Here is a 22,163-nt window from a genome sequence, read left to right on the forward strand (position 1 = left end):
GCGGAGCCCCGGCGTGGAGCCCTGTTCACCCACCCGGCCTGGCTCCGGCATCACCCGATCTCGTAGGGTGGCGCCCATGTGTGGTGACAGGCGCCACACGGGGTACGAGGCAGCAGAACGCCGCTCAGCGGCGGGGCGGGGCGGTGACCTGGAAATGGCGGAGACTACGGCGGTCCCCGGAGGTCCTGACCCCGTGACGGACGCCGGCCCCGGCCCCCAGGACGCCGTACCGCCGAGGTCCGCGCGCAACGCCTACGACGAGCACCCGCCCGGCCCGGCCGCGCTCTACGAGCCCCCGGCCCCGCAGCCCGCCCCGGGCCCGGTGGCCGGACCGCCCGCGCCGTCCACCGGATGGACCGTCACCGGCATGCCCGCCATGGGCGGCGCGCCCGTCGTCCCGGCCCCGGCCGGCGCGACGCCGCTGCCGTTCACCCTCCCCGGCGCCACCCCCGCGCACGGCCTGCCCGGCATCGGCGGCGGCCTGGGCAGCGGCCCGCGCGGCCGGATCCTGGTCGTCGAGGGCGGCTACGGCTCCTCCGGCCGCCGCACCTGGGGCCGTGGCGGCCCCGCCCAGGCCCCGGTGCTGTCCGCGATGCTCGCCGCCGTCTCCCCGCAGGTGCTGCTGGCCGCCGACACCGTCGACGCCGTGCACCTCCCCGGCGCCAGCGACCCGCACACCGTGCTCGCCCACCTGCGCGCCGCCGCCCGCCACCCCGGACCGCTGCTCGTCCACTTCGGCGGCCACCTGCTCGCCGACAAGCGCGGCGGCCAGCTCCACCTCACCCTGCGCGACTCCAAGCCCGGCAGCATCCGTCAGGACGGCCTCGCCTGGCAGTCGATCGCCGGCGAGCTGCGGCACCGCCCGGCCGAGTGGCAGACCCTGGTCGTCGCCGACCTGAGCGCCGATCAGAACGCCTGGTCGCTGCTCCAGGGCGACCTCGCGTCGCTCAGCGAGGGACTGCCGCTGTGGGCGGTGGTCAGCCCCGACCCGGACCAGATCGGCACCTTCACCCGCGCCCTGATCGAGGCCCTGCACGGCGGCCGTCCGGGCGGCGAGGCCGTCCTCGCGCCGGAACAGCTGCGCCACCAGGTCTACTCGGTGCTCCGCCCGGACGTGATCGTGGTCAGCACGCACGCCCCGGACCGCCCGTTCTTCCGCAACACCGCGCGGCGCGGCGAGGGGGCACCGACCGAGTACGCCCCGTACGAGGCCCCGAGCCCGGCCGCCGTCCTGCCCCGCCCGGCCGCGCCGGACGAGGTCACCTGGGACGACCGGCCCTGGGGCGAGTCGCCCCGGGACGCCGCCGTCCCGCAGGACGCGGTGCCGGGGCCCCGACCGGCCGTCACCCTGGACAAGCCGGCCGCCGCCGCCCCGGTCACTACCGCCCCTGAGCGGCCGTCCGAGGGGCCGGTGAACCTGCTCAAGCCCGGCGTACCGCCCACCCCGCCGCTCCCGCCGCACCCGGTCGACCTGCGGAAGGCGGGTGCCTGGCAGCCGGCGGCGGAGCCTGAGGTCGAGGTCGAGGCCGAGGTCGTGCCCGAGCCCGAGATTGCGCCCGAGCCCGTCGAGGAACCGGAACCCACCGACGCCACCCCGGCGGACGCGCCGCCCACCGAGGCCGAGCCCGAGGACACCGAGCCCGAGGACGCCACCGAGGAGCCCGAGCCGGAGGCCGCACCTTCGCCCGCCCCGGCCCCCGAACCCGCCCCCGCGCCGGACCGCTCCGAGCCCCGCGCCGACTACCGCGAGGTGATCGGCCGGATCGTCCGCAGCGCCGACGCGGGCGACCACGCCGCCGCCACCGATCTGGCCTTCGCCCTGGAACTGGAGGCGATCGCCGAGCACGGCCCGGTCTCCGCCCCCGTCCTCCAGGTCCGGCAGGTCCGCGCCCACGTGTCCCGGCTCGCCGGCCGGACGGCCGAGGCCGCCGGCATCTACCGCGAGGTCGCCCTGACCCTGCTCCGCAGCGAGGGGCCCGAGCACCCGGAGACCCAGCACGCGGCGACCAACGCGGAAGCCTGCTGGCGGGCGATCCCGGACCGCGCCGAGGCCCTGCGGATCGCCCCGGAGATCATCGAACTGCGCGCCCACCTCCCGGGCCCCGACGGCCGCAAACTCCGCGCCGCCGAGCGCCACCTCGCCACCCTCGCCGCCACCGGCTCCGACCCGTCCTGACGAGTGGTCGGCCAGGTGTCTGCGGACACCTGGTCCAGGCGGCCGGCGCCCACCGGCCGCATGCCCCGATGACGACTGCGGTCAAGCGGCTCCTGATGCGGGATCCTGGAGCCGGTGGCGGGCGCGAAGGCTGGAGGAGTCGAGTGCGGGACGGTTTTTCCGAGGGATTCCTCACGCGGACGGCGCGCGACACCCATCCGGTGGACCTCATGTGCCTCTACCTGCTCCACGGCTCGACCGACCGGATCCCCGGCCTGTTGGTCGATCGGGAGACGCTGTCGTTCGAGTACCTGAGCGAGCGCATCCGTGATGCGGACCGCTGGAACCACGGCGATGCGGACACGTTCTCGATCTACGTCCGGAGGAAGGTCCACGGGCGTCTGTACGGCCTGGAGTTCAGAATCCACTTCATCGCCGGCGAGCCCTATGCCGACGCGGTGGTCCCGTTCGGCGCGACCGTCGACCTGCCCCGGTTCATGCATCGCCTCCGCGGGCACCACGCCGCGGGCGGAGCCGCCGGCGACTGGGACTTCGACGTGTACACCGATGTGCGCGACCTCCGCGAGAGCGTCGTCCTGTTCGGCAACGGGCGCGAGCTGTGGTTCCAGGTCAACTGCGGTCCGGTGGCGACCGGCCGGTCGTCCAGGTTGATCCCCTGGCACCGGCGTAGCCTGGTGACCGGCCGCCTGCAGGGCAACCAGTTCGGGACCAGGACCAGCGCGCTGGACGCGGGAGGCGCGGTGTTCCCCGACCGTCACGACGCCGTCCACGGCACCTCGGCCGAGGCCCGGGCGTACCGGCGGTACGTTGCCAGGCTGCACAATCCCCTTCCGCTGCGGGTGGGCAGGCCGGACCTCCCCGAGTTCGGCTGACCCGGAGACCGGAGACCGGAGACCGGAGACCGGAGACCGGAGACCGGAGACCGGAGACCGGAGACCGGAGACCGGAGACCGGAGACCCGGGGGACCCGAGACCCGGGGACCCGAGACCCGGAGACCGAAGACCCGGGGACCCGGCCCGTGCCGACCACCGCCGGTGGGCGCCCCCGGCCCGCGTGCCGACGGACCGCGGCCGTCTGTCCGTTCGACGCCGAGGGAAAACCCGGAGTCCACGGAACGGCGGCCGTCTATGCTCCTCCGCCGTGGACGAACAGCTGACGAAGCTCCTGACCCTGCCGATGACCAGCCGGAATGCCCGGATGCTGGAGCGGACGGCCCGCCGTCGGCTTCGGCGCGACGGGGCGGCCTTCGTGGCGGACCTCGGCATCGGGCTGGCACTGCGGCACCGCTCGATGCCGGCCGGCTCCGACGCATCGGCGGCGTTCGACGACCTCTTCGACTACCTGGTGCGCCTGCTGGCGGTGACCCGAGGCCCCGGGCACATCGGCGAGCTGCTGCGGCTGCTCGCCGCGGGCAGGCCGGACGATCCGGAGCACGACCGCTACGTGGCCTCGCTGCTGGCGTCCTGCCAACGGCCCGCCGACCTCGCTGCGGTGTACGAGGAGAAGGCCGTTGCTTCCGAGGAGTTGCGGGCCTGCCTGCTGCACGAACTGGTGCTCCGGGGCGTCCCGGTGACGGAGACCCCGGGCATCGCCTCGTGGGCGACCTCCCCGCACTGGCGCGACCACCCGTTGGCCGCGCTGCCGCTGGTGCCGGCGGAGCCGGAACGGGAACCGGATCTGCCGGCCTACTCGGTCGACGGCAGCAACTGCGGGTTCCCCTACCCTGACCCGGAGGAGCGCCACCCGGCACCCCTGCTCGAAACCGCGCCGGTGGCGGCGATGGAGACGACGGCCGTCGCCACCGCCCGAGCCATGGCGTCGGCGGTGGCGAACTGGGCCGAGCACCCGGAGGAGCCGGAGGGCCGCGTCGAGGCGCGGACCTTCGCCTTCCCGGAGCCCCTGGAGCCCGACGCCCTGCCCGGTGCGCTCGTCGCGCTGGGCCTGGACTGCCTGACGGACCTGGGGGAGCTGCCGAAGCCCGGGCGGAAGACCGCGTTCGGGGTGGTCCCCGTCGAAGCGGCCGAGGTCTGGCGGTTCCTGTTCGCCGCCTCCTCCACCGGCGGCGCGTACGACTCGGGCTGCTACGGCGCCTACGGACGGCTCCACGCCTGGCGCTCCCTCGCCGCGCTCGCCGGGGCGCCCTCGGACGCCCCGGCGAGCGCGGTGGAGGCCCACGTCCGGTCCTGCACCTGGTACCGCTTCGGCGCCGACACTCCATGGTTCCACCGGGTGGTCTGGGACCTGGGCGTACTGGCACTGTCCCAGGACCGCCGCCGCCTGGCCGTCCTGGCAGCGACGACGACCGACTGACCGGGCTCCGGAGTGGGAGGTCGGACCGCCCGACTTCCCACTCCGGCAGCATCCCCGAGGGACCGGCCCGTGCCCCTTCGGCTCACGCTCCACGAAGGTGCGGTACGAACCCGCTCAGCCGAAGCCGACCTCGGTGAAGCTGCAACCGCCGCGCTCGGCGGCGGGCAGGACCGGGCCCGGCGTGAGCCGCGGGGCTTGCCGGAAGTACTGGCGGAAGCCCGACGCGCGGAACTTCAGGTCGAAGGCGTGGCCTTCGATGTGCCATTGCGGCCAGTCCTGCTTGCCGTCGTCCGGCACCAGCCGGTGTATGTCGGCGATCTCCAGTTCCGGGTGCGTGCCCTTGAACCCGAGGTCGCCCTCGAGGTCCCAGACCTCCTCGAAAACGAGCGTCGCGGGGGCGGTCCAGAAGGAGAAGCTCTTCGCCGGCTTCACCGGGTGGACCCAGCGCACGATGTAGTCGAGGTCGAGCAGCAGCCGCGGCAGGATGTCATCCGTCTGCTGCACGTACAGACCGTGAATGGTGGCGTCGTGCCAGCCCATGTCCTCGAAGTCGGCATCGCTCCAGACGCTCTTCGAGAGACCTGATTCCTGGTGGCTGTTCATAGCTTTATCCAACCAGGGTGGTTTGTCCCCGACTCGCAAGGGGTGGGCGGTGCACGTTCTCCTCGAGCGCGGGCCGGCGTGCTGGCCGTCTTCCCGGACGGCCGCCGCCCGGCGGGCCCTCGGAGTGGGAAGTCGGACCGGCCGACTTCCCAATGATGTGTCGGCCGTCCCGCCGGTCAGTCGGTGCCTTCGACGATGCGGAAGTCACGCTCGTAGCCGTCGGGGAGGGCCGCCAGTGCCTTCCGGTATTCCTCGCTCTCGTATGCCGCGACGGCCTGGTCGAAGCTGTCGAACTCGACCAGAACGGCACGCTGCGTGATTCCGGCCTCGTGGGCGAGGACCCGACTGCCACGGGACAGGACGCGCCCGCCGGCGGCCAGGACGGCCGGGCGGGCCAGTTTGTCGTAGGCGGTCAGCCCCTCGGGGTCGGAGATGGCGGGGTAGACACTGACCCAGTAGCCCTTGGCCACGGAAACCTCCTGTGTTCGGCCGGACACGTCCGACTCGTCATGTCCGCAGGCTAGGGCTTGATGTGCGGCCGAGGGAAAGACCGGTTCGGGATAGCCTCAGAACGGATCGTTATCAATCGGCGGGGAGGCCACGTTGGCGCCGGACACCGTGAGCCTGCGGTACTTCCTGGTGCTGGCAAAGGAGTTGAACTTCACCCGGGCGGCCGCACGGATCGGTGTCGCACAGCCCGCACTCAGCGCCCGGATGCGCCGGTTGGAGTCGGAACTCGGTACGGCCCTGCTGGTCCGCAACACGCGCAGCGTCGAATTGACCACGGCCGGTGCGGCTCTGGCGGAGTCCGCGCCGTCCGCACTGGCGGCGCTGGACCGGGCATGGGACACCGCCCGGAGCGCGGCGGCCGGTGAACTGGGCACGCTGCGCATCGGATACAGCCTCAGCACCGGGGCCGGGACGGCACCGGCCCTGGTGGACAGGCTGATCCACGGCAACAGCGGACTCGAGGTCGGCGCGGTCCCGATGGCGACACCGGAGATCTCCCCCGCGGTCGCCGACGGCCGCATCGATGCCGGGATCACCCGCGGTGAACAGCCGGGCCGTGGCGTGCGCCGGCTCCTGCTGCGGCGTCTGCGGGTCGGGGTCCAGCTGGCGCAGCACCATCCGCTGGCCGAACAGCCGGAGATCGAGATCGCCGACGCGGCCGCGTATCCGCTGCGACTCCCGGACCGTGCGGCCAACCCCGTGGTCCACGATCAGCTGTCCGCGCTGTTCCGGGACATCCGACCGCACCCCCGGCTCCACACGCCCGCCGTCTCGTTCGACATGTCCCAGCGCGACCTGCGCGACGGGGTCACCCTCGCCCCGGCCGGAGAGGCCGCGCTCACGGCACAACCGGCCGGTCTCACCTGGCGACCACTGCGAGGCGCGCCCGGCCTGACGATCCACCTGGTCCTCCCGCAGGAGCAGTCGCCGCTGCACCGCCGCATCCGTGCCGTCGCCGAAGCCCTGGCGCACGAGCTGCACTGGCTGCCGGGCTGACGCGCCAGGGGCCGAGCGGGAGCTGTGGAGCTGTCAGTGGTCGCCCGCCGGAGCGAAGGGTCCGTCCAGGGCCGCCCACTGCAGCAGCAGGATCGTCTTCCCGTCGGTGATGCGTCCGTCGCGGGTCATGGCGAGGGCCTGGGCGAAGGGCAGTTCGAGGACTTCGATGTCCTCGCCGTCCTCCTCGAGTCCGCCGCCGGGACCGGTCCGGTCGGCCGGTGTGTAGGGGGCGGCGAAGAAGTGGAGGCGTTCGGTGACGGAGCCGGGGCTCATGTAGGCGTCGAGGACGTGGGTGAGCGGTCCGAGGGTGACGCCGAGCTCCTCGGCGCTCTCGCGTCGGACGGCGGCGGGCGGGTCGTCCGCGTCGAGCAGGCCCGCGGCGGCTTCGACGAGCATGCCGTCGGGGTGGCCGTTGACGTACGCCGGGTAGCGGAACTGGCGGGTGAGCAGGACACAGCCGCGTCCGGTGTCGTAGGGCAGGACGACGGCGCCGTTGCCGCGGTCGTAGGTCTCGCGCTGCTGGGTCTCCCAGCGTCCGTCGCGGCGGCGGTAGTCGAAGGTGGTGCGCCGCAGGACGTGCCAGCCCTGGGAGGTGAGCTCGACCTCGCGGACCCGGATGTCGGGGTTGCGGTTCAGGCCGTGTCCGGCCCGGTCGAGGCCGGTGCGGCCGCGGTGGTCGGGGGCGTCGATGCCGGGGCGGCCGGTCACGTGGTCTCCTGCGGGGCGCGGCGGGGGATCTCGGTCACGTCGCGGTAGACGGGCAGGCCGAGGCGGCGGGCGGTGGCGACGTCCTGGTCGGCTCCGACCGAGTCGCCGGGCAGGCGCAGCACGGCGTCGCAGTGTGCGAGCAGACGGTCGGCGGTCGGGTGGAGCACTTGGTCGGCGAGGGGGTCGGTGGGGCCCGCGCCGGCGGAGCGCAGGACGGGCAGGGCTATCCACTCGCCGATCACGGGCAGGTGGCCGGTGGCGAAGACGGGCCAGGCGGCGGCTTCGAGGCGGGCGAGGTTGGCGGCCATGGCCTGCGGGTCGCCGTCGGTGCCGGAGCGGTAGGGACCGGCGATCAGGACGAGCATGGGCTTGTCGGTCATGGAGCGCTACGATACATGCAGAAACGTGCAAGAACAGGAGAGAATGCGGATGCTGGCTGCTGAACGGCGTGAACACCTGCTGGGCCTGCTGGCCCGAGAGGGCAAGATCGTCGCCAAGGACGTCGCCGCCGAGCTGGGAATCTCCGAGGACAGCGTGCGACGCGACCTGCGCGACCTCGCCGCGGACGGACTGTGCCAGCGGGTCTACGGCGGCGCGCTTCCCGCCTCACCGGCGGTGGTGGACTACGCCGCCCGGCAGGGTGTGGCCCCGGACGGCAAGCGGAAGGTCGCCGCCGTGGCCGCCGCCCTGGTGCCCCCGGGTGGCACGCTGATCCTCGACGGCGGCACCACCGCCCTCGCGGTCGCCCGGGCACTCCCGCAGGACCTGGCCTGCACCGTGATCACCCACAGCCCGACGATCGCCGCAGCCCTGCTCGACCACCCGCAGGCGGAGCTCTTCCTGCTCGGAGGCCGGATCTTCAAGCACTCGGCGGTCGCCTGCGGCGCCGCCGCGGTCGAGGCCGCGCAGCAGGTCTCCGCCGACCTCTGCCTGCTCGGCGTCACCGGAGTGCACCCCGAAGCGGGGCTGACCACCGCCGACGCCGAGGAGGCCGCGATGAAGCGCGCCCTGGCCGCACGGGCGGCGGACACCTACATCCTCGCCTCCTCCGAGAAGATCGGTACCGCCTCGCGGTTCCGCGTCCTGCCCTGGGAGAAGGTCAGCGGACTGATCACCGACGCCGACCCCCATGACGCAGTCGTCGAGGAACTCAAGGCGCTCGGAGTGGAAGTCCTGCCGGCCGACTGACCCCTGGTGTGCACCTGCTGGCGGACGTGTGTCGTTGCCCGCTCCGGGGTGGTCGGTGGCATCGGGAGTGGGAAGTCGGACCGCCCGACTTCCCACTCCGACCACGGCCCCGGCGACCGCTCCACGGTCCGAGGGCAGCGCCGCCGACAACTACCTCCGCACTGTTGATCACCAAGGCGGGCGTCGTTCGAAGGCGTGCCGACTCCGGATCGTGGTGCCACGCCTGGCAGTTACTGCGCACTGCCGTCGTCGAGTCCGACAATGACCCTGACGTCCGCTGCGGACATCCCCAGAACCTTGGCGACCTCATGGGCGGGAAGGGGATCTGGGTTGTGTGTTCCATTGCGAAGCATGTGTCCCGAACTCTCCCACCAGCCCTCGGGGCAATCCCTTGCCATCGGGCAGAGAATGTCCGATGCAGCACTGGGGCCTGTCCGGCGGACCAGGCGTCAGCGTGATCCGCCGGTTTCCAGGGCGTCAGGCGATGGAGAACTGAGCGATGTACTCGGCGAAGGGTGGGATTCCCACCTCTGCACGGCGCTCGTCCATGTGCTCGGGTTCCTCGCAGGGCCACGGGATCGGCGAGCCGTCCCTCACGCCGGCGATCTGCGTGCCGTAGATCTGCTCCCGCCCCTCGTTCACCAGCGTGCGATCCCGTAGGAAGGCAAGATCTCGCGGGCTGGCGGTGCCGTCGGTCACCGCCAGCTCCATCAGTCGCAACGCGCGCCGCTGAACGTCGAGCTGCCGGTCGGCATGTTGCGCGATCAGCCACGCGGCCCGGGCCGCTTCCGCACCGACCAGTTCCGCGGTCGGCCATCCGTGCAAGTCCATGATCTCGCTGAGACGGTCCGCGTGCTGCGCGGTCAAGCGCCGCCAGGCCAACTGCTCCACCGGGTCGTCGCTGTTCGCATTGCGCGCGGCCTGGTGATCGGCCGTGACCATCATGTTGAGCTCCGCAGCCACTGCGGCAACGTCAGATGCCATCCCGACTCCAAGTCAGATCGAATTTCTCGCTGGTCATCCGCAACCTTAGGTGTGCAAACCACGACAAAATCTCCTCCCGCAGGACGGTGACAGACACGCCCGGATCTTGGGATACTTGATCTACTCACAGAGCCAGAGCCGGATCGACGCAACGCTGACAGTCCCGTGGAAGACGTGGGTCTGTTTGTCGAAGCGCGTCGCAACGGCGCGGAAGTGCTTCAAGCGATTGATCGTGCGCTCGACCTCATTGCGGCGCTCCCCGGCCAGATGGACTTTGCTCGTCAGATCGCCCCGGGAGCGCCCGGGTCCCTCATCTGGGCGGTGCTGCCGAGGCGTTGATCTTTTTCTCGGGACCCGGGGTGCTTTGTGCGGAGCCCCGGCTGCGTGCTGGTGAGCACGGCATGAGGTCGAGTCGATGCTGACCATGCTCAAGTCCACCCGCCCCTGAGTGTCGGCGACGGCCGGCACGGCCTGCAGATCGCACTGCGGCCGCTGCCACCGGTAGAGGGATCGTCGGGTCGGCTCAGACGTCGGACGGTACCTCGGTGAGGAACGCCCGGTACGTGGTGGCGAAGTGCCAGGCAGCGTCGCGTACCTGGCAGGCACGAGCCACCTGAACCGGGTCGGTGATCAGCTCCACGCCGGTCAGATCGTCGTCGGAGTCGAAGTGCAACAGGGCGATGACCCGCGAGTCGAAGAGCCAGGTGTCTTCCTGCGGAAGGCCGAGGTGATCGGCGTCGGCGCGCCAGAGGCAGCGAATGTCCTCGCCCACGGCACTGTTTCGCCCGGCGTTGTCGAGCAGGTACCGCTGTCCCGGAGTGGGCGGGCTGTCCATGATCCTCACTCGCTCGAACCGCTTGCCGCGAGCCACCTGCTCGCGGCGCGAGAGGCACCAAGGGTCCTCCAGGTCCCATCCCGGCGCCTTTCCGGCAGTGAACCGGCGGTAGGTCTCCGTCTGTTCGTCGGACCGGTACCTGCGGCGGGTCTCCAGCCGGAAGGCCGTGTGCTCGAAGTTCTCGAACACGCCGTCGAACTCGTTGAAGCTGATCAGCGTCGGCTCCCGGTCCACGTCTCGCGGGGAGTTGCCTCCGGCGTACCGCAGTCGTTGGCTCGCAGTTGCTGCCCTCACTGTCGGTCGGGGATCCAGGACGACACGGGAGTGGGCAGGCTCGGGCGCTGATTCTCGAATGTCCTCCGGACCCCAGCGGGCCGAGGTGGAGCAGGGTGGTGCGCGCCCGGCGTGCGGGGGTGGGGGAGAGGTGCGGCCCGGGGCTGCGCCCTCATGTGCGCCTGGTGGTGGTGCTGCCTTCGTGGCGGTGTCTGGGTGAGTCGACGTTCTTTCGTGGCAGGGGAGTTGGACGTTTCGCACAGGAATGGGAGGTGGTGCGCCCCTCGGGCTGGAAGGGGAGCGTGGGGCGATTGTCGGGCTCTGAGGGTCGAGAAGGAGTTCGGAGTTCGGGGGTGGACGGACTTCCGCACGCCTACGCTGACGGTGCGTCCGGTGGGCACGGTGTGTGCCCGTGCAGATGCGGACAGTGCGACGTGAGTGTGACCGGAGACCAGGGGAGGCCGAGATGGCCGAGGTTCGGGGCGGCGGCGAGAGTGGCGACGCGAGGCCGGAGTTGGACGAGGACCTGTCGGAGGTCTCGGACTTCCTGCATGCGATCGGCCAGCAGATCAAGGTCCTGCGTGAGCACGCGGGGCTGACGCAGAAGCAGTTCGCGAAGGAGGTCGGCTACACCGAGAGCCTGATCGGCGCGGTGGAGCAGGGGAAGCGGACGCCGCAGCGGGAGCTGCTGGAGTCGTCGGAGCGGTTGTTGGACGGCAGGGGGCTGCTGATCGCCGCCGCGGACGACATCGAGAAGGCGAAGGCCAAGGCGCGGGTGCGGCATCCGGAGTGGTTCCGGAACTACGCCAGCCTGGAGTCACAAGCTCTCGAACTCCATGAGTGGAGTTCCTACTTGGCGCCTGGGCTGCTCCAGACTGAGGAGTATGCCCGCGCGGTGTTTCGAATGCGACAGCCGTTGCTGGCGGAGGAGACGGTCGAGATCCGGGTGGCAGCTCGGATGGCGCGGCAGGAAATCCTCGCCCGTTGGCCCCGCGCGGTCTTCAGCTGGGTGATTGACGAGGGTGTACTGCATCGGCGTCTCGGCGGGGCGGAGGTGCACAGAGGCCAGCTCGAACGGTTCCTGGAGATCGGAGACACCCGTGGTATGACGCTTCAGATCATGCCGATGGACCGGGCCGAGAATGCAGGTATGGACGGTTCGTTCACCGTGATCACCCCGAAGAGGCGCCCGCAGACCGGCTACATGGAGGTCCAGACGAACGGTAGGCTCATCACGGATGCGGAGGAAGTCCGTTTCCTGAACGTGCGGTACGGCACCCTCAGGGCGCAGGCGCACTCTCCGCAGGATTCCCTGTCCTTGATCGAGAAGATGCTGGGAGAGCGATGAGCAGCGATCTGGTGTGGTTCAAGAGCAGCCACAGCGGCGGCGAGGGTGGCAACTGCGTCGAGGTCGCCGAGGTAGTTGACACGGTCCTGGTGCGTGATTCGAAGGACAAGTCCGGTCCGAAGCTGGCCTTTTCGCCGAATGCTTGGCGCTCGTTCGTCGAGTTCGCGAGGTCGGTCCGATGAGCGGCGATCCGGTGTGGTTCAAGAGCAGCCACAGTGGTGGCGAGGGCGGCGCTTGCGTCGAGGTGTGGTTCAAGAGCAGCTACAGCGGCAACGAGGGCGGCGACTGCGTAGAGGTCGCCGAGACCACGGAATCAGTCCTGGTGCGTGACTCCAAGGACAAGTCCGGTCCCCGCCTGGCCTTCTCCCCGACCGCCTGGCGTTCCTTCGTTGAGTTCGCGCAGTCGGTCTGACGGGCACAGCACAGCGCGGCCGTCCGCCAATCGGTGGACGGCCGCGCCGCGTTGGGTCAGGTACTACCGCCCCGCGAGCGCGTGCACGAAGCGGCCGGCGTCGATGGTGCCGAGGCCGCTGGCGAGGTCGTAGCCCTTGGCGGCCTGGTAGCCGGTGACGGTGTCCCAGGAGTTGTCGCCGGTGGTCACGTCGGTGATGCCGCTCCACTGGTTCGGGAGCAGGTTCAGGCCGTAGAGGCGCCAGTTGAGCTGGCCGAGGCGGTGGCCGGCGAGCTGGTCGGCGAGGGCGACGACGCCGGAGAAGATCGGCGCGGCCTCGCTGGTGCCGCCGGTGAGGTGCCAGCCGGCGCGGGTGGGGTCGTAGGACTCGTAGGTCCAGGCACCGCCGTCGACGGCGGCGCTCATGCTGATGTCCGGGGTGCCGCGGTGGTTGCCGGTGACCTTGGCGACGCCGGTCTGGTAGAGCGGCCGGTCGAACACGCCGGAGACGCCGCCGCCGCCCGCGCCGTAGGCGTCGTGCCAGACCTTGTCCGGCGCGGTGCGCTTCCCTGCGTCGTCCAGGGTCATCTGGGTGCCGCCGATGGAGGTGACCAGCGGGTCCGAGGACGGCCAGGAGTTGACCTTGTACGGGTAGAGGTCCGAGCCGTTCTCCTGGGCGTCGGTGGCGCCGTTGTCGCCCGAGGAGGCGAGGACGGTGACGTCGTGCGCGGCGGCCTCCTTGAAGGCGTAGCGCAGGTCGGTGAGCGACTTGAAGTCGCCCTTGTCGAAGCCGGGGAAGGTGTTCTCGGTGGCGCCGAAGCTCTGCGAGATGACGTCGGCGCGGCCGGAGCGGATGAGCGCCTGCTCGGCGTCCATCATCTCGGGCAGGCCGGTGGTGCCCTCGGTCTCGGCGACGCCGGTCTCGACCAGGATGATGTGGGCGTCCGGGGCGACGGCGTGCGCGTACTCGACGTCCAGGGTGGACTCGCCGGCCCAGCCGGTGTGGTCGGGGTTGGTGGGGTCGAAGGGCGGGACGTTGCCCCACTTCATGATCTCGACCTGGGTGTCCGGGATGCCCCACTGCTTGTCGAAGACCTCCAGGTCGTGCTGGATGGTCGGCGAGCCGAAGGAGTCGACGATGACGATGGTGCGGCCCTTGCCGGTGACGCCCTCCTTGTAGAGGGAGTTCAGGTTGTAGGCCTCGCGGTACTGGAGCGGGGAGTAGCAGTGGATGCCGAGCTGGCTGACGCAGTCCGAGGTGGACAGCGGCGCGGTCCGGCCGAGGGCGTTGACATGGCCGGCCGAGGCGGGCCGGACGTGGACGCCGGCGGCGGTCGGCGTGCCCGCGGTGGTGGTGCCCGCGGCGAGGGAGGCGACGGAGCCGGTGGAGACGGTGCCGGCCGTGAGGGCGGTGGCCCCGACGGCGAGCAGGGCCAGGGCGCGGCGGAGGGTGCGGGGGCTGCCCATGGGACTCCTTGGGACGTGGGCCCGGCCGGGATCGGTCGGGTCGGTTGGGCCATCCCATCGACTGCCGCATGATCATGCCATAGTCATTTCATACTGTCGGCATGGTCGTTACCGGCCACCGGAAAAGGTCAAGACCGTCCCAGGTGAAGGTAACCCAGCACCGGGGACGGTTCCCTGACATATCGTCAGATCATCACCGGCGTGTCAGCGCGCCCCGCCGTTGACGTACAGGGTCTGGCCGCTGACGTAGGAAGCCTCCTCGCTCGCCAGGAAGGCGACCACCGAGGCGACCTCCTCCGGCTGACCGACCCGCCGCAGCGGCGTACGGGCGGACACCTCGGCCTGGTGGTCCTCGGCGGTGGAGCCGACCCGCTCGGCCGTCGCGGCGGTCATCGGGGTGGCGATGTAGCCGGGGGCGACGGCGTTCACATTGATGTTGAACGGGCCCAGCTCGATCGCGAGCGTCGCGGTCAGGCCCTGGATGCCGGCCTTGGCAGCGGCGTAGTTGGCCTGGCCCCGGTTGCCCAGCGCGGAGCGCGAGCTGAGCGAGACGATCTTGCCCCACTTCTGCGCGACCATGTACTTCTGCGCCACGTGGCTGCAGTTGTAGGCGCTGGTGAGGTTGACCGTCAGGACGGCGTCCCAGTCGGCCTTGGGCATCTTGAAGAACAGGTTGTCCCGGGTGATGCCCGCGTTGTTGATCAGGATGTGCAGACCGCCGAGGTCCTCGGCGATCCGGGCGAACACCGCCTCCACGGCGTCGTAGTCGGCCACGTCGCAGCCGTACGCCCGGGCCGTGCCGCCCTTGGCGGTGATCTCCTCGGCGGTGCCGGCCGCCCGTTCGGCCGAGAGGTCGACGACGGCCACCGTCGCGCCCTCCTCGGCCAGCAGGCGCGCCGTCGCGGCGCCGATGCCCTGCGCGCCGCCGGTGACGACGGCGACCTTGCCTGCGAAACGCGTCATGGTGCTGCTCCTCAAGAGTGGAAAGGACAAAAGGAGTTCGGGCCGTCAGGCGGACTCGACCAGCACCGCCGTGCCCTGGCCGACGCCCACACACATGGTGGCGAGGCCGCGGCGGCCGCCGGTACGGCGCATCCGGTGCAGCAGGGTGGTGAGGATCCGGGCGCCGGAGCCGCCGAGCGGGTGGCCGAGCGCGATCGCGCCACCGGTCGGGTTGACCAGCTCGGGGTCGATCCCCAACTGGTCGACCGAGGCCAGCACCTGCGCCGCGAACGCCTCGTTCAGCTCGGCCTCCGCGACGTCCGCCAGCGTCCAGCCGGCCCGGGCGAGCACCTTGCGGGTGGCCGGGACCGGTCCGATGCCCATCACGTCCGGGTGCACGCCCGCCGAGGCCCCGGCCACGTACCGGCCGAGCGGCTCCAGGCCGAACTCGCCGAGCGCCTCCTCGCTGACCAGGACCAGCCCGGCCGCGCCGTCGTTCATCGGCGAGGCGTTGCCCGCCGTCACCGTGCCCTCGGGGCGGAAGGCGGGCTTGAGCCGGGCGAGCTTCTCCAGGCTGGTGTCCTCGCGGATCGACTCGTCCTGGTCGACGGTCACCCCGTCGGCGCGCTCGACCGGGATCAGCTCGGCGTCGAAGTGGCCGTCCTTGCGCGCGGCGGCGGCCAGCTGGTGGCTGCGCAGCGCGAACGCGTCCTGCCGCTCCCGGGTGATGCCGTACCGGCCGGCCACCTCCTCGGCGGTCTCGCCCATCGAGAGCACGCCGTGGAGTTCGGCCATCCGCGGGTTGGTGAGCCGCCAGCCGAGCCGGGTGTCGAAGGTCTCCATCCGGTGCGGCAGCGCCTCGTCGGGGCGGGGCAGGACGAAGGGGGCGCGGGTCATCGACTCGCAGCCGCCGGCCAGCACCACGTCCGCCTCGCCGGAGCCGATCGCCCGGGCGGCCATGGTGACCGCCTCCAGGCCGGAGGCGCAGAGCCGGTTGACGGTGGCGCCGGGCACGCTGTCGGGCAGTCCGGCGAGCAGGACGGCCATCCGGGCCGCGTTGCGGTTGTCCTCGCCGGCCTGGTTGGCGGCGCCCCAGTAGACGTCGTCGATCCGGGCCGGGTCGAGGGTGGGCAGGTCGGTGAGCAGGGCGCGCAGCACGGTGGCCGAGAGGTCGTCCGGGCGGACCGCGGCGAACGCTCCGCGCAGCCGGCCGATGGGTGTGCGGCGGGCCGCGGCGAAGTAGACGGGACGCACGACGGCGGATCTCCTTCTGGGAGGGTGGTGGTGGGGGAGGGGTGTCCCCGCTGGGGTGTCAGAAGGCGTAAAGGTCGGAGGGCGTGGGTGTCAGAAGGCGTTGACGCCGGTGAGCGCGCGCCCGATGAGCAGTTGGTGGATCTGGCTGGTGCCCTCGTAGAGGGTCATCACCCGCGCGTCGCGCAGGTACTTGCCGACGGGGTACTCGTCGATGAAGCCGTAGCCGCCGAACACCTGGAGTGCGTTGTTGGCGGCCCGCACCGCCGCCTCGCTGGCGAAGAGCTTGGCGACGGAGGACTCGGTGGCGAACGGCAGGCCGCGGTCGATGTGGTCGGCGACCTTCCAGGTGAGCAGCCGGGCGGCCTCGACGTCCACGGCGATCCCGGCGAGCAGCTGCTGCACCAGCTGGTGCGAGGCGATCGGCACGCCGAACTGCTCGCGTTCGCCGGCGTACCGGACGGCGGCGTCGAGGCAGGCCCGGGCGATGCCGACGCAGCCGGCGGCGACGGACATCCGGCCCTTGGCGAGGGCGGCCATGGCGACGGTGAAGCCCTTGCCGACCTCGCCGAGCCGGGCGCTGTCGGGCACCCGGACGGCGTCGAAGGCGAGTTCGGCGGTGGCCTGGCCGCGCAGGCCGAGCTTGCCGTGGATCTCGGTGCGGGTGAAGCCGGGCAGGTCGGTGGGGACGAGGAAGGCGGTGATGCCGCGGTGGCCGGGCTCGCCGGTGCGGGCGAAGACGAGGGCGACGTCGGCCCAGGTGCCATTGGTGATGAAGGTCTTGGTGCCGCTGAGCAGCCAGTCGCCCCGGTCGTCGTCGCGGACGGCCCGGGTGGTGAGGTTGGCGGCGTCGGACCCGGTGCCGGGCTCGGTGAGGGCGAAGCAGCCGAGCGCCTCGCCGGAGGTGAGCCGGGGCAGCCAGTGGCGCTTCTGCTCCTCGGTGCCGAAGGCGTTGACGGACTTGGCGACCAGGCCGAGCGAGACGGAGACGATGCCGCGCACGGCGGAGTCGCCCCGGCCGAGTTCCTCCAGGACGAGGCAGTAGGCGAGGTGGTCGCCGCCGCTGCCGCCGTACTCCTCGGGGAGGGTCAGCCCGAGGAAGCCGAGCTTGCCCAGCCGGCCGATGATCGCGCGGTCCACCGACTCGGCGCGGTCCCAGGCGGCGGCGTGCGGGGCGATCTCGCGGTCCGTGAAGGAGGCCGCGAGCTCGCGGACGGCGGCCTGTTCCTCGGAGAGCTCCAGATCCATGGCGAGCGACCAATCCGGTTAAACTAGCGCTGCAAGTTTTACCGGGACTGTAGCCCCGGGCGAGGCCTCCTGGGAAGGGGGACCTGTCAGAATCGGGCCCGCCCCGCACCGAGCCCACCCGACCGGACGAACCGGTCGGGCCGGACGCACCCACCCGACCGCGAACACCCACCCGACCGCGAACACCCACCGGAGGAGCCGCGCCGATGCCCCGCCCGCGCACCCCCCTGCTCAACCGCGAGCGCATCGTCGGCGCCGCGCTGCGGCTGGTCGACCAGGAGGGCCTGGCCGCGCTCTCCACCCGCCGCCTGGCCGGCGAGCTCTCGGTGAGCGGGCCGTCCCTCTACAACCACTTCGCCACCAAGGACGAACTGCTGGACGCGGTCGTGGACGGGGTGATCGGGGAAGTCGACCTGTCGATGTTCGGCACCGGCGCGCCCTGGCCGGAGGCGCTGCGGGCCTGGGCCCGCTCCTACCGGGCCGCGCTCGCCGCCCACCCCAACATCGTCCCGGTGCTGGCCCAGGGCCCCGGGCGCCGGCCGAACGCGCTGCGGCTGGCGGACGCCGTCTTCGGCTGCCTGGTCGAGGCGGGCTGGCCGCGCGGGCAGGCGACCAGGATCGGCGCGCTGATGCGCTACTTCGTCACCGGCTCCGCCCTGGCCTCCTTCGCGGCCGGCTTCCCGGAGGACGCCGGGCTGTACGACGCGGCCGACTACCCCCACCTCGGCGAGGCGCACCGGCTGGCCGAGCACCGGACGGCCGTGGACGAGGGCGCCTTCGAGACGGGGCTGGAGGCGCTGCTCGACGGGTTGGAGCTGCGCTTCGAACGACTGGGATCCGCCGGTCACCAGGGCTCGCAGGCCGGTCAGCAGGGTTCGCCGACCGGTGGCCAACGGCTGGAGCAGACCGGTCACCAGGGCTCGCGGGCCACGAACGCCGGCCGCAGCTCGGGGTCCACCGGGTCGTAGTACCGGTGGTAGACGGGCGTCAGCCCGCCCGAGACCGGCGGCACGATCCAGCTCCAGTCGGCGGGCGTCGGCCGCCCGAGCCGCTTCTCCTGCGCGACGTGCTTGAGGAAGCGCTCCGACTCGGTGTGGTGGTCGGCGATCGTCACCCCGGCCTCCTGGAAGGAGTGCAGCACCGCGACGTTCAGCTCCACCAGCGCGCGGTCCCGCCAGAGGGTGCGCTCGTGGGAGGTGTCCAGGCCGAGCCGCTCGGCGACGGTGGCCAGCATCGCGTAGCGGTCGGCGTCGGCCAGGTTGCGGGCGCCGATCTCGGTGCCCATGTACCAGCCGTTGAACGGCGCGGTCGGGTAGCGGACGCCGCCGATCTCCAGCGTCATGTCGCTGATCGCCGGTACCGCGTACCAGCGCAGGCCGAGCTCGGCGAACCACGGGTGCTCGGGGTGCGAGAGCCGGACCTCCAGGGTGGTGTCCTCCGGCAGTTCGTACCATTCGGGCCGCTCACCGGGCCGCTCCTGGACGAGCAGCGGCAGCACCTCGAAGGGCTCCTCGCCGCACTTCCAGCCGAGGTCGCGGGCCCGGGCGGCGAGCTGCGCACCGGCCGGGTCACCGGTCCAGCCGCCGTCCGGGCCGGGGTGCCCGGCGTAGCGGATCAGCTGCTGGTTGACGATCCGGGCGGCCGGGCGGCCCGGCCGGTCGGGGGCGAACACCGAGACCACCGGGCGGATCCGCCCGCCGTTGGTGGCGGTGCGCAGGTGGTCGAAGCACTCGGCGGCGATGTCGTCGGCGGAGGAGAGGTGCCGCAGGTCGCGGACCACCAGGCTGCGCCAGTACAGCCGGCCGATGCAGCGGGCGGCGTTGCGCCAGGCGAGCCGGGCGCCGTGGGCGAGTTCGGCGGGGGTGTGCTCGTAGGTGCCGGTGCGGTCGATCTCGTCGAGCACGGCGCGGACCCGGGCGGCGGCGTCGCCGGCGGCGGGTTGCTCGCGGTGGAACTGCCGGACGAACTCGGCCGCCTGCCGGGGGTCGGTGAAGTGGTCGTCGTCGGCCGGTTCCGGGGCGGCGGTGCCCGGGGGTTCCTCGGGCACCAGGTGGCCGTGGACGTGGCCGTGCGAATAGGGGCAGGCGCCGACGGGTGCGGCGGTGACCCGCCGCGGGCCGCGGTCGGTTCGGTCGCCGCGGTCGGTTCGGTCACCGCGGTCGCCGCGAATGCTGCGGGTGCGTAGCCGGTCGAAGATCAAGGACATCCCTCCTGCCGGTAAGGAAACCGGAGGTGCCCGGCCCGCCGCAGAGAGTGAACGATTCGGCCCCCGCTCCCTGCGTCCAAGCGCTAGGGTGCGGGGGCCGATCGAAGGGGGACGGGCTCAGCCCATGTCCTCCAGCCGGACGCCCTTGGTCTCCTTCATGAACCTCGCCACGAAGACGATCGACAGCGCCGCGAACAGCGCGTACGCGAGGTAGGTCGCGGAGAGGCTCCAGCGCGAGAGCGCCGGGAACGAGACGGTGATCGCCCAGTTGGCGATCCACTGCGCGGAGGCGGCCACCGAGAGCGCGGCGGCGCGGATCCGGTTGGGGAACATCTCGCCGAGCATCACCCAGACCACCACGCCCCAGGAGAGGGCGAAGAACAGCACGAAGGCGTTGGCGGCGATCAGCGCCACGGTGCCCTGGAGGTCGGGCAGGGTGACGTCGTCCCCGCTGCCGGTGGCGGAGGAGAACGCCCAGGCGCAGGCGCCCAGGGCGACGGCCATACCGGCCGAGCCGATCAGGGCGAGCGGCTTGCGGCCGATCCGGTCGACCAGCAGGATCGCGATCACGGTGCCGAGGATGTTGATGACCGAGCCGATGAAGCTGATCAGCAGCGAGTTGGACTGGTCGATGCCGACGGACTGCCAGAGGATCGACGAGTAGTAGAAGATCACGTTGATGCCGACGAGCTGCTGGAACACCGACAGGCCGATGCCGACCCAGACGATCGGCAGCAGGCCGAACCGGCCGCCGAGCAGGTCGCGGAAGCGCGGCCGGTGGTCGGAGTCGATCAGGCCGCGGATCTCGGCGATCCGGGCCTCGGTGTCGGAGTCCCGGCCCTCGATGTCGGCGAGCACGGCGCGGGCCTCGTCGAGGCGGTCGGCGGCGATCAGGAAGCGCGGCGACTCGGGGATGGTCGAGGCCAGCGCGAAGTAGACGGCGGCCGGTACGACACAGATCCCGAGCATCCACTGCCAGGCCTCCAGGCCGAGCAGGTGGCCGCGGGTGTCGCCCCCGGCGGCGTCCGCCAGCAGCCAGTTGACCAGCTGCGAGATCGCGATGCCGAGCACGATCGCGGCCTGCTGGAAGGAGGCGAGCCGGCCCCGGTACTTGGTCGGCGCCACCTCGGCGATGTAGGTCGGGGCGATGACCGAGGCGATGCCGATGGCCGCTCCGCCGAGGACCCGCCAGAAGGCGAGGTCCCAGGCGGAGAACGGCAGCATCGAGCCGATCGCGCTGACCGCGAAGAGCAGCGCCCCGGCCTTCATCACGGTGATCCGGCCGTAGCGGTCGGCGAACCGGCCGGCCAGGGCGGCGCCGACGGCCGAGCCCAGCAGCGCGGAGGAGACGATCAGGCCGGTCACGCCGTCGCCGACGCCGAACTTCTCCTGGATGCCGGAGACCGCGCCGTTGATCACGGAGCTGTCGTAGCCGAACAGGAAGCCGCCGAGGGCCGCGGCGGCGGTGATGAAGACGACGAAGCCGAGCCGGCCGGACGGTGCCGGCCCGGTCTCCGCCCCCGAGGGCCCCGAGGGCTCCACGGACTGCTGGGTGACGCTCACGATCTTGACTCCTGGTACTCAACGCTGAGCTTGGTAGCCGAGATCGTAACCCCTCAATGTTCAAGTGTTGTACGTGGGATGCCGCTCAAGCGCCTTCGCTGATTAGTAAGGTGAACAATCAAATGAGGGGTCGGGGCGAGTCCGCTCAGGCCGGGTGGGCCAGCGACAGGCCGAACCGCTCCTGGTCGTCCGTCCACCAGGCCGAGAGCCGCAGTCCGGCCGCGGCCAGCTCCTCGGCCACCCGCTCCCGGCGGAACTTCGCCGACACCTCGGTGCGCAGCTCCTCGCCCTTCGCGAAGTTCACCGGCAGGTCCAGCGCCGGGATCTTCACGGTCTGGTCGACGAGCGAGCGCAGCCGCATCTCGATCCACTCCCGCTCCGGGTCCCAGAGCGCCACGTGCGCGAACGAGTCCGGCTCGAAGTCGGCGGACAGCTCGCGGTTCAGCACGTTGAGCACGTTCCGGTTGAACTCCGCGGTCACCCCGGCCGCGTCGTCGTAGGCGGCGACCAGCACCGCCGGGTCCTTGACCAGGTCGGTGCCGAGCAGCAGGAAGTCGCCGGGGTCGAGCGCGGCCCGCAGTCCGCGCAGGAAGGCGGCCCGCTCGGGCGGCAGCAGGTTGCCGAGGGTGCCGCCGAGGAAGGCGACCAGGCGGGGGCCGCCGGCCGGCGGCAGGTCGAGCCGGGCGGTGAAGTCGGCCAGCACGCCGTGCACCGCGAGGCCCGGGTACTCGTCGGCAAGGGCCTCCCCGGCCGAGGTCAGCGCGCTCTCGCTGACGTCCACCGGCACGTACGTCTCCAGCGTGCCCAGGTCGCGCAGCGCGTCCAGGAGCAGCCGGGTCTTCTCGGAGGAGCCCGAGCCGAGCTCGACCAGGGTGCGGGCCCGGGTGGCGGCGGCGATCTCGCCGGCCCGGGCGGTGAGGATGGCCCGCTCGGCCCGGGTCGGGTAGTACTCGGGCAGCCGGGTGATCTCCTCGAACAGCTCGCTGCCCCGCGCGTCGTAGAACCACTTGGGCGGCAGCGTCTTGGGCTCGGCGGTGAGGCCGGACTGGACGTCGTGCCGCAGCGCCGTGCTGAAGTGGTCGGCGGGCAGCAGTCGGGTGAGATCAAAGGTGCTCATGACAGGCGGATCCTCTGTTCAGGAAGTGAAGATATTGGCCAGGGGT

The 22,163-nt window shown here is 71.9% G+C and carries 21 protein-coding genes and 2 pseudogenes; 9 read left to right on the top strand and 14 right to left on the bottom strand.

Annotation, left to right across the window (positions count from 1 at the left end; all coding sequences use genetic code 11):
• Window positions 1–193 precede the first annotated feature (193 nt).
• The 3 genes from ADK60_RS34250 (at window position 194) to ADK60_RS34260 (ending at window position 4,487) form a co-directional block, all read left to right on the top strand.
• Entirely contained in the window at window positions 194–2,176 is a 1,983-nt protein-coding gene (locus tag ADK60_RS34250; RefSeq protein ID WP_053650811.1) for a hypothetical protein, read from the top strand.
• A 209-nt stretch (window positions 2,177–2,385) separates the two neighbouring features.
• On the top strand, window positions 2,386–3,048 hold the full coding sequence (locus tag ADK60_RS34255) for a hypothetical protein (RefSeq protein ID WP_234371431.1): 663 nt from the start codon (window positions 2,386–2,388) through the stop codon (window positions 3,046–3,048).
• A 269-nt stretch (window positions 3,049–3,317) separates the two neighbouring features.
• Entirely contained in the window at window positions 3,318–4,487 is a 1,170-nt protein-coding gene (locus tag ADK60_RS34260; protein WP_053650812.1) for a DUF6183 family protein, read from the top strand.
• 114 nt (window positions 4,488–4,601) lie between these two features.
• Here ADK60_RS34260 and ADK60_RS34265 read toward each other — a convergent pair whose 3' ends face one another.
• Entirely contained in the window at window positions 4,602–5,090 is a 489-nt protein-coding gene (locus ADK60_RS34265; protein WP_053650813.1) for a hypothetical protein, read from the bottom strand.
• Window positions 5,091–5,266: 176 nt separating this feature from the next.
• A complete protein-coding gene (locus ADK60_RS34270) occupies window positions 5,267–5,560 on the bottom strand; it encodes a DUF1330 domain-containing protein (RefSeq protein ID WP_030392098.1) in 294 nt (97 codons plus the stop codon).
• Between the two features lie 133 nt (window positions 5,561–5,693).
• Here ADK60_RS34270 and ADK60_RS34275 point away from each other — a divergent pair, with 133 nt between their 5' ends.
• Window positions 5,694–6,596, top strand: a complete 903-nt coding sequence (locus ADK60_RS34275; RefSeq protein WP_053650814.1) for a LysR family transcriptional regulator — start codon at window positions 5,694–5,696, stop codon at window positions 6,594–6,596.
• 33 nt (window positions 6,597–6,629) lie between these two features.
• Here the strand turns inward: ADK60_RS34275 and ADK60_RS34280 are convergent, their stop codons facing one another.
• Window positions 6,630–7,304, bottom strand: coding sequence for an NUDIX domain-containing protein (locus ADK60_RS34280; RefSeq protein WP_053650815.1), 675 nt, complete (start codon window positions 7,302–7,304; stop codon window positions 6,630–6,632).
• Window positions 7,301–7,684, bottom strand: a complete 384-nt coding sequence (locus ADK60_RS34285) for an NUDIX hydrolase (RefSeq protein WP_053650816.1) — start codon at window positions 7,682–7,684, stop codon at window positions 7,301–7,303. The genes ADK60_RS34280 and ADK60_RS34285 overlap by 4 nt, the downstream gene beginning before the upstream one ends.
• Before the next feature lie 49 nt (window positions 7,685–7,733).
• Between ADK60_RS34285 and ADK60_RS34290 the strand changes: the two genes are divergently transcribed.
• Window positions 7,734–8,492: a DeoR/GlpR family DNA-binding transcription regulator gene (locus ADK60_RS34290; RefSeq protein WP_053650817.1), complete on the top strand. Its 759-nt coding sequence runs from the start codon at window positions 7,734–7,736 to the stop codon at window positions 8,490–8,492.
• 477 nt (window positions 8,493–8,969) lie between these two features.
• Here ADK60_RS34290 and ADK60_RS34295 read toward each other — a convergent pair whose 3' ends face one another.
• The 3 genes and pseudogenes from ADK60_RS34295 to ADK60_RS34300 form a co-directional block, all read right to left on the bottom strand.
• Entirely contained in the window at window positions 8,970–9,476 is a 507-nt protein-coding gene (locus ADK60_RS34295) for a DUF6624 domain-containing protein (RefSeq protein WP_053650818.1), read from the bottom strand.
• A 120-nt stretch (window positions 9,477–9,596) separates the two neighbouring features.
• A pseudogene (locus tag ADK60_RS44130) lies at window positions 9,597–9,974 on the bottom strand (transposase family protein); the annotation flags it as partial.
• 25 nt (window positions 9,975–9,999) lie between these two features.
• Window positions 10,000–10,545: a DUF6879 family protein gene (locus ADK60_RS34300; RefSeq protein WP_079008925.1), complete on the bottom strand. Its 546-nt coding sequence runs from the start codon at window positions 10,543–10,545 to the stop codon at window positions 10,000–10,002.
• Between the two features lie 505 nt (window positions 10,546–11,050).
• On the opposite strand from ADK60_RS34300, the gene ADK60_RS34305 reads away from it, so the two are divergent.
• The 3 genes from ADK60_RS34305 to ADK60_RS34315 are packed head-to-tail and all read left to right on the top strand — an operon-like array spanning window position 11,051 to window position 12,344.
• The gene (locus tag ADK60_RS34305) at window positions 11,051–11,932 is read left to right on the top strand and encodes a helix-turn-helix domain-containing protein (protein WP_053650819.1); all 882 of its coding nucleotides are present in this window, start codon (window positions 11,051–11,053) and stop codon (window positions 11,930–11,932) included.
• Window positions 11,929–12,114 (top strand): DUF397 domain-containing protein, encoded by a 186-nt coding sequence (locus ADK60_RS34310; protein ID WP_053650820.1) that lies wholly within the window; start codon window positions 11,929–11,931, stop codon window positions 12,112–12,114. Before ADK60_RS34305 ends, ADK60_RS34310 begins: the two co-directional genes overlap by 4 nt.
• Window positions 12,111–12,344, top strand: a complete 234-nt coding sequence (locus ADK60_RS34315; RefSeq protein WP_053650821.1) for a DUF397 domain-containing protein — start codon at window positions 12,111–12,113, stop codon at window positions 12,342–12,344. Before ADK60_RS34310 ends, ADK60_RS34315 begins: the two co-directional genes overlap by 4 nt.
• Window positions 12,345–12,407: 63 nt before the next feature.
• Here the strand turns inward: ADK60_RS34315 and ADK60_RS34320 are convergent, their stop codons facing one another.
• From ADK60_RS34320 to ADK60_RS34335, 4 genes are all read right to left on the bottom strand, one after another.
• Complete coding sequence (locus ADK60_RS34320; protein ID WP_053650822.1) at window positions 12,408–13,790, bottom strand: S53 family peptidase; 1,383 nt, start codon at window positions 13,788–13,790, stop codon at window positions 12,408–12,410.
• 204 nt (window positions 13,791–13,994) lie between these two features.
• Window positions 13,995–14,753: a beta-ketoacyl-ACP reductase gene (locus tag ADK60_RS34325; RefSeq protein WP_053650823.1), complete on the bottom strand. Its 759-nt coding sequence runs from the start codon at window positions 14,751–14,753 to the stop codon at window positions 13,995–13,997.
• A gap of 45 nt (window positions 14,754–14,798) precedes the next feature.
• Entirely contained in the window at window positions 14,799–15,986 is a 1,188-nt protein-coding gene (locus ADK60_RS34330; protein WP_053650824.1) for a thiolase family protein, read from the bottom strand.
• Between the two features lie 90 nt (window positions 15,987–16,076).
• The gene (locus ADK60_RS34335; RefSeq protein ID WP_053650825.1) at window positions 16,077–17,231 is read right to left on the bottom strand and encodes an acyl-CoA dehydrogenase family protein; all 1,155 of its coding nucleotides are present in this window, start codon (window positions 17,229–17,231) and stop codon (window positions 16,077–16,079) included.
• Between the two features lie 206 nt (window positions 17,232–17,437).
• Here ADK60_RS34335 and ADK60_RS34340 point away from each other — a divergent pair.
• A pseudogene (locus ADK60_RS34340) lies at window positions 17,438–18,064 on the top strand (TetR/AcrR family transcriptional regulator); the annotation flags it as partial.
• Between the two features lie 77 nt (window positions 18,065–18,141).
• On the opposite strand, the gene ADK60_RS34345 reads toward ADK60_RS34340, so the two are convergent.
• The 3 genes from ADK60_RS34345 to egtD all read right to left on the bottom strand — a co-directional run bounded on the left by ADK60_RS34345 (window position 18,142) and on the right by egtD (window position 22,117).
• On the bottom strand, window positions 18,142–19,437 hold the full coding sequence (locus ADK60_RS34345; RefSeq protein WP_079008927.1) for a nitric oxide synthase oxygenase: 1,296 nt from the start codon (window positions 19,435–19,437) through the stop codon (window positions 18,142–18,144).
• 117 nt (window positions 19,438–19,554) lie between these two features.
• Window positions 19,555–21,000 carry a sugar porter family MFS transporter gene (locus ADK60_RS34350; RefSeq protein WP_079008928.1) on the bottom strand — a complete coding sequence of 482 codons (1,446 nt, stop codon included), beginning with the start codon at window positions 20,998–21,000 and terminating at the stop codon, window positions 19,555–19,557.
• A 145-nt stretch (window positions 21,001–21,145) separates the two neighbouring features.
• Entirely contained in the window at window positions 21,146–22,117 is a 972-nt protein-coding gene (egtD, locus tag ADK60_RS34355; RefSeq protein ID WP_053650826.1) for an L-histidine N(alpha)-methyltransferase, read from the bottom strand.
• Window positions 22,118–22,163 lie beyond the last annotated feature (46 nt).

The organism is Streptomyces sp. XY431 (assembly GCF_001279805.1).
Lineage (GTDB): Bacteria > Actinomycetota > Actinomycetes > Streptomycetales > Streptomycetaceae > Kitasatospora > Kitasatospora purpeofusca.

Coding starts and splice junctions, on each gene's coding strand:
- ADK60_RS34255 (WP_234371431.1), top strand. CDS start 2,386: ATGTGCCTCTACCTGCTCCACGGCTCGACCGACCGGATCCCCGGCCTG.
- ADK60_RS34265 (WP_053650813.1), bottom strand. CDS start 5,090: ATGAACAGCCACCAGGAATCAGGTCTCTCGAAGAGCGTCTGGAGCGAT.
- ADK60_RS34285 (WP_053650816.1), bottom strand. CDS start 7,684: ATGACCGACAAGCCCATGCTCGTCCTGATCGCCGGTCCCTACCGCTCC.
- ADK60_RS34290 (WP_053650817.1), top strand. CDS start 7,734: ATGCTGGCTGCTGAACGGCGTGAACACCTGCTGGGCCTGCTGGCCCGA.
- ADK60_RS34295 (WP_053650818.1), bottom strand. CDS start 9,476: ATGGCATCTGACGTTGCCGCAGTGGCTGCGGAGCTCAACATGATGGTC.
- ADK60_RS34305 (WP_053650819.1), top strand. CDS start 11,051: ATGGCCGAGGTTCGGGGCGGCGGCGAGAGTGGCGACGCGAGGCCGGAG.
- ADK60_RS34310 (WP_053650820.1), top strand. CDS start 11,929: ATGAGCAGCGATCTGGTGTGGTTCAAGAGCAGCCACAGCGGCGGCGAG.
- ADK60_RS34315 (WP_053650821.1), top strand. CDS start 12,111: ATGAGCGGCGATCCGGTGTGGTTCAAGAGCAGCCACAGTGGTGGCGAG.
- ADK60_RS34320 (WP_053650822.1), bottom strand. CDS start 13,790: ATGGGCAGCCCCCGCACCCTCCGCCGCGCCCTGGCCCTGCTCGCCGTC.
- ADK60_RS34325 (WP_053650823.1), bottom strand. CDS start 14,753: ATGACGCGTTTCGCAGGCAAGGTCGCCGTCGTCACCGGCGGCGCGCAG.
- ADK60_RS34335 (WP_053650825.1), bottom strand. CDS start 17,231: ATGGATCTGGAGCTCTCCGAGGAACAGGCCGCCGTCCGCGAGCTCGCG.
- ADK60_RS34345 (WP_079008927.1), bottom strand. CDS start 19,437: ATGTCCTTGATCTTCGACCGGCTACGCACCCGCAGCATTCGCGGCGAC.
- egtD (WP_053650826.1), bottom strand. CDS start 22,117: ATGAGCACCTTTGATCTCACCCGACTGCTGCCCGCCGACCACTTCAGC.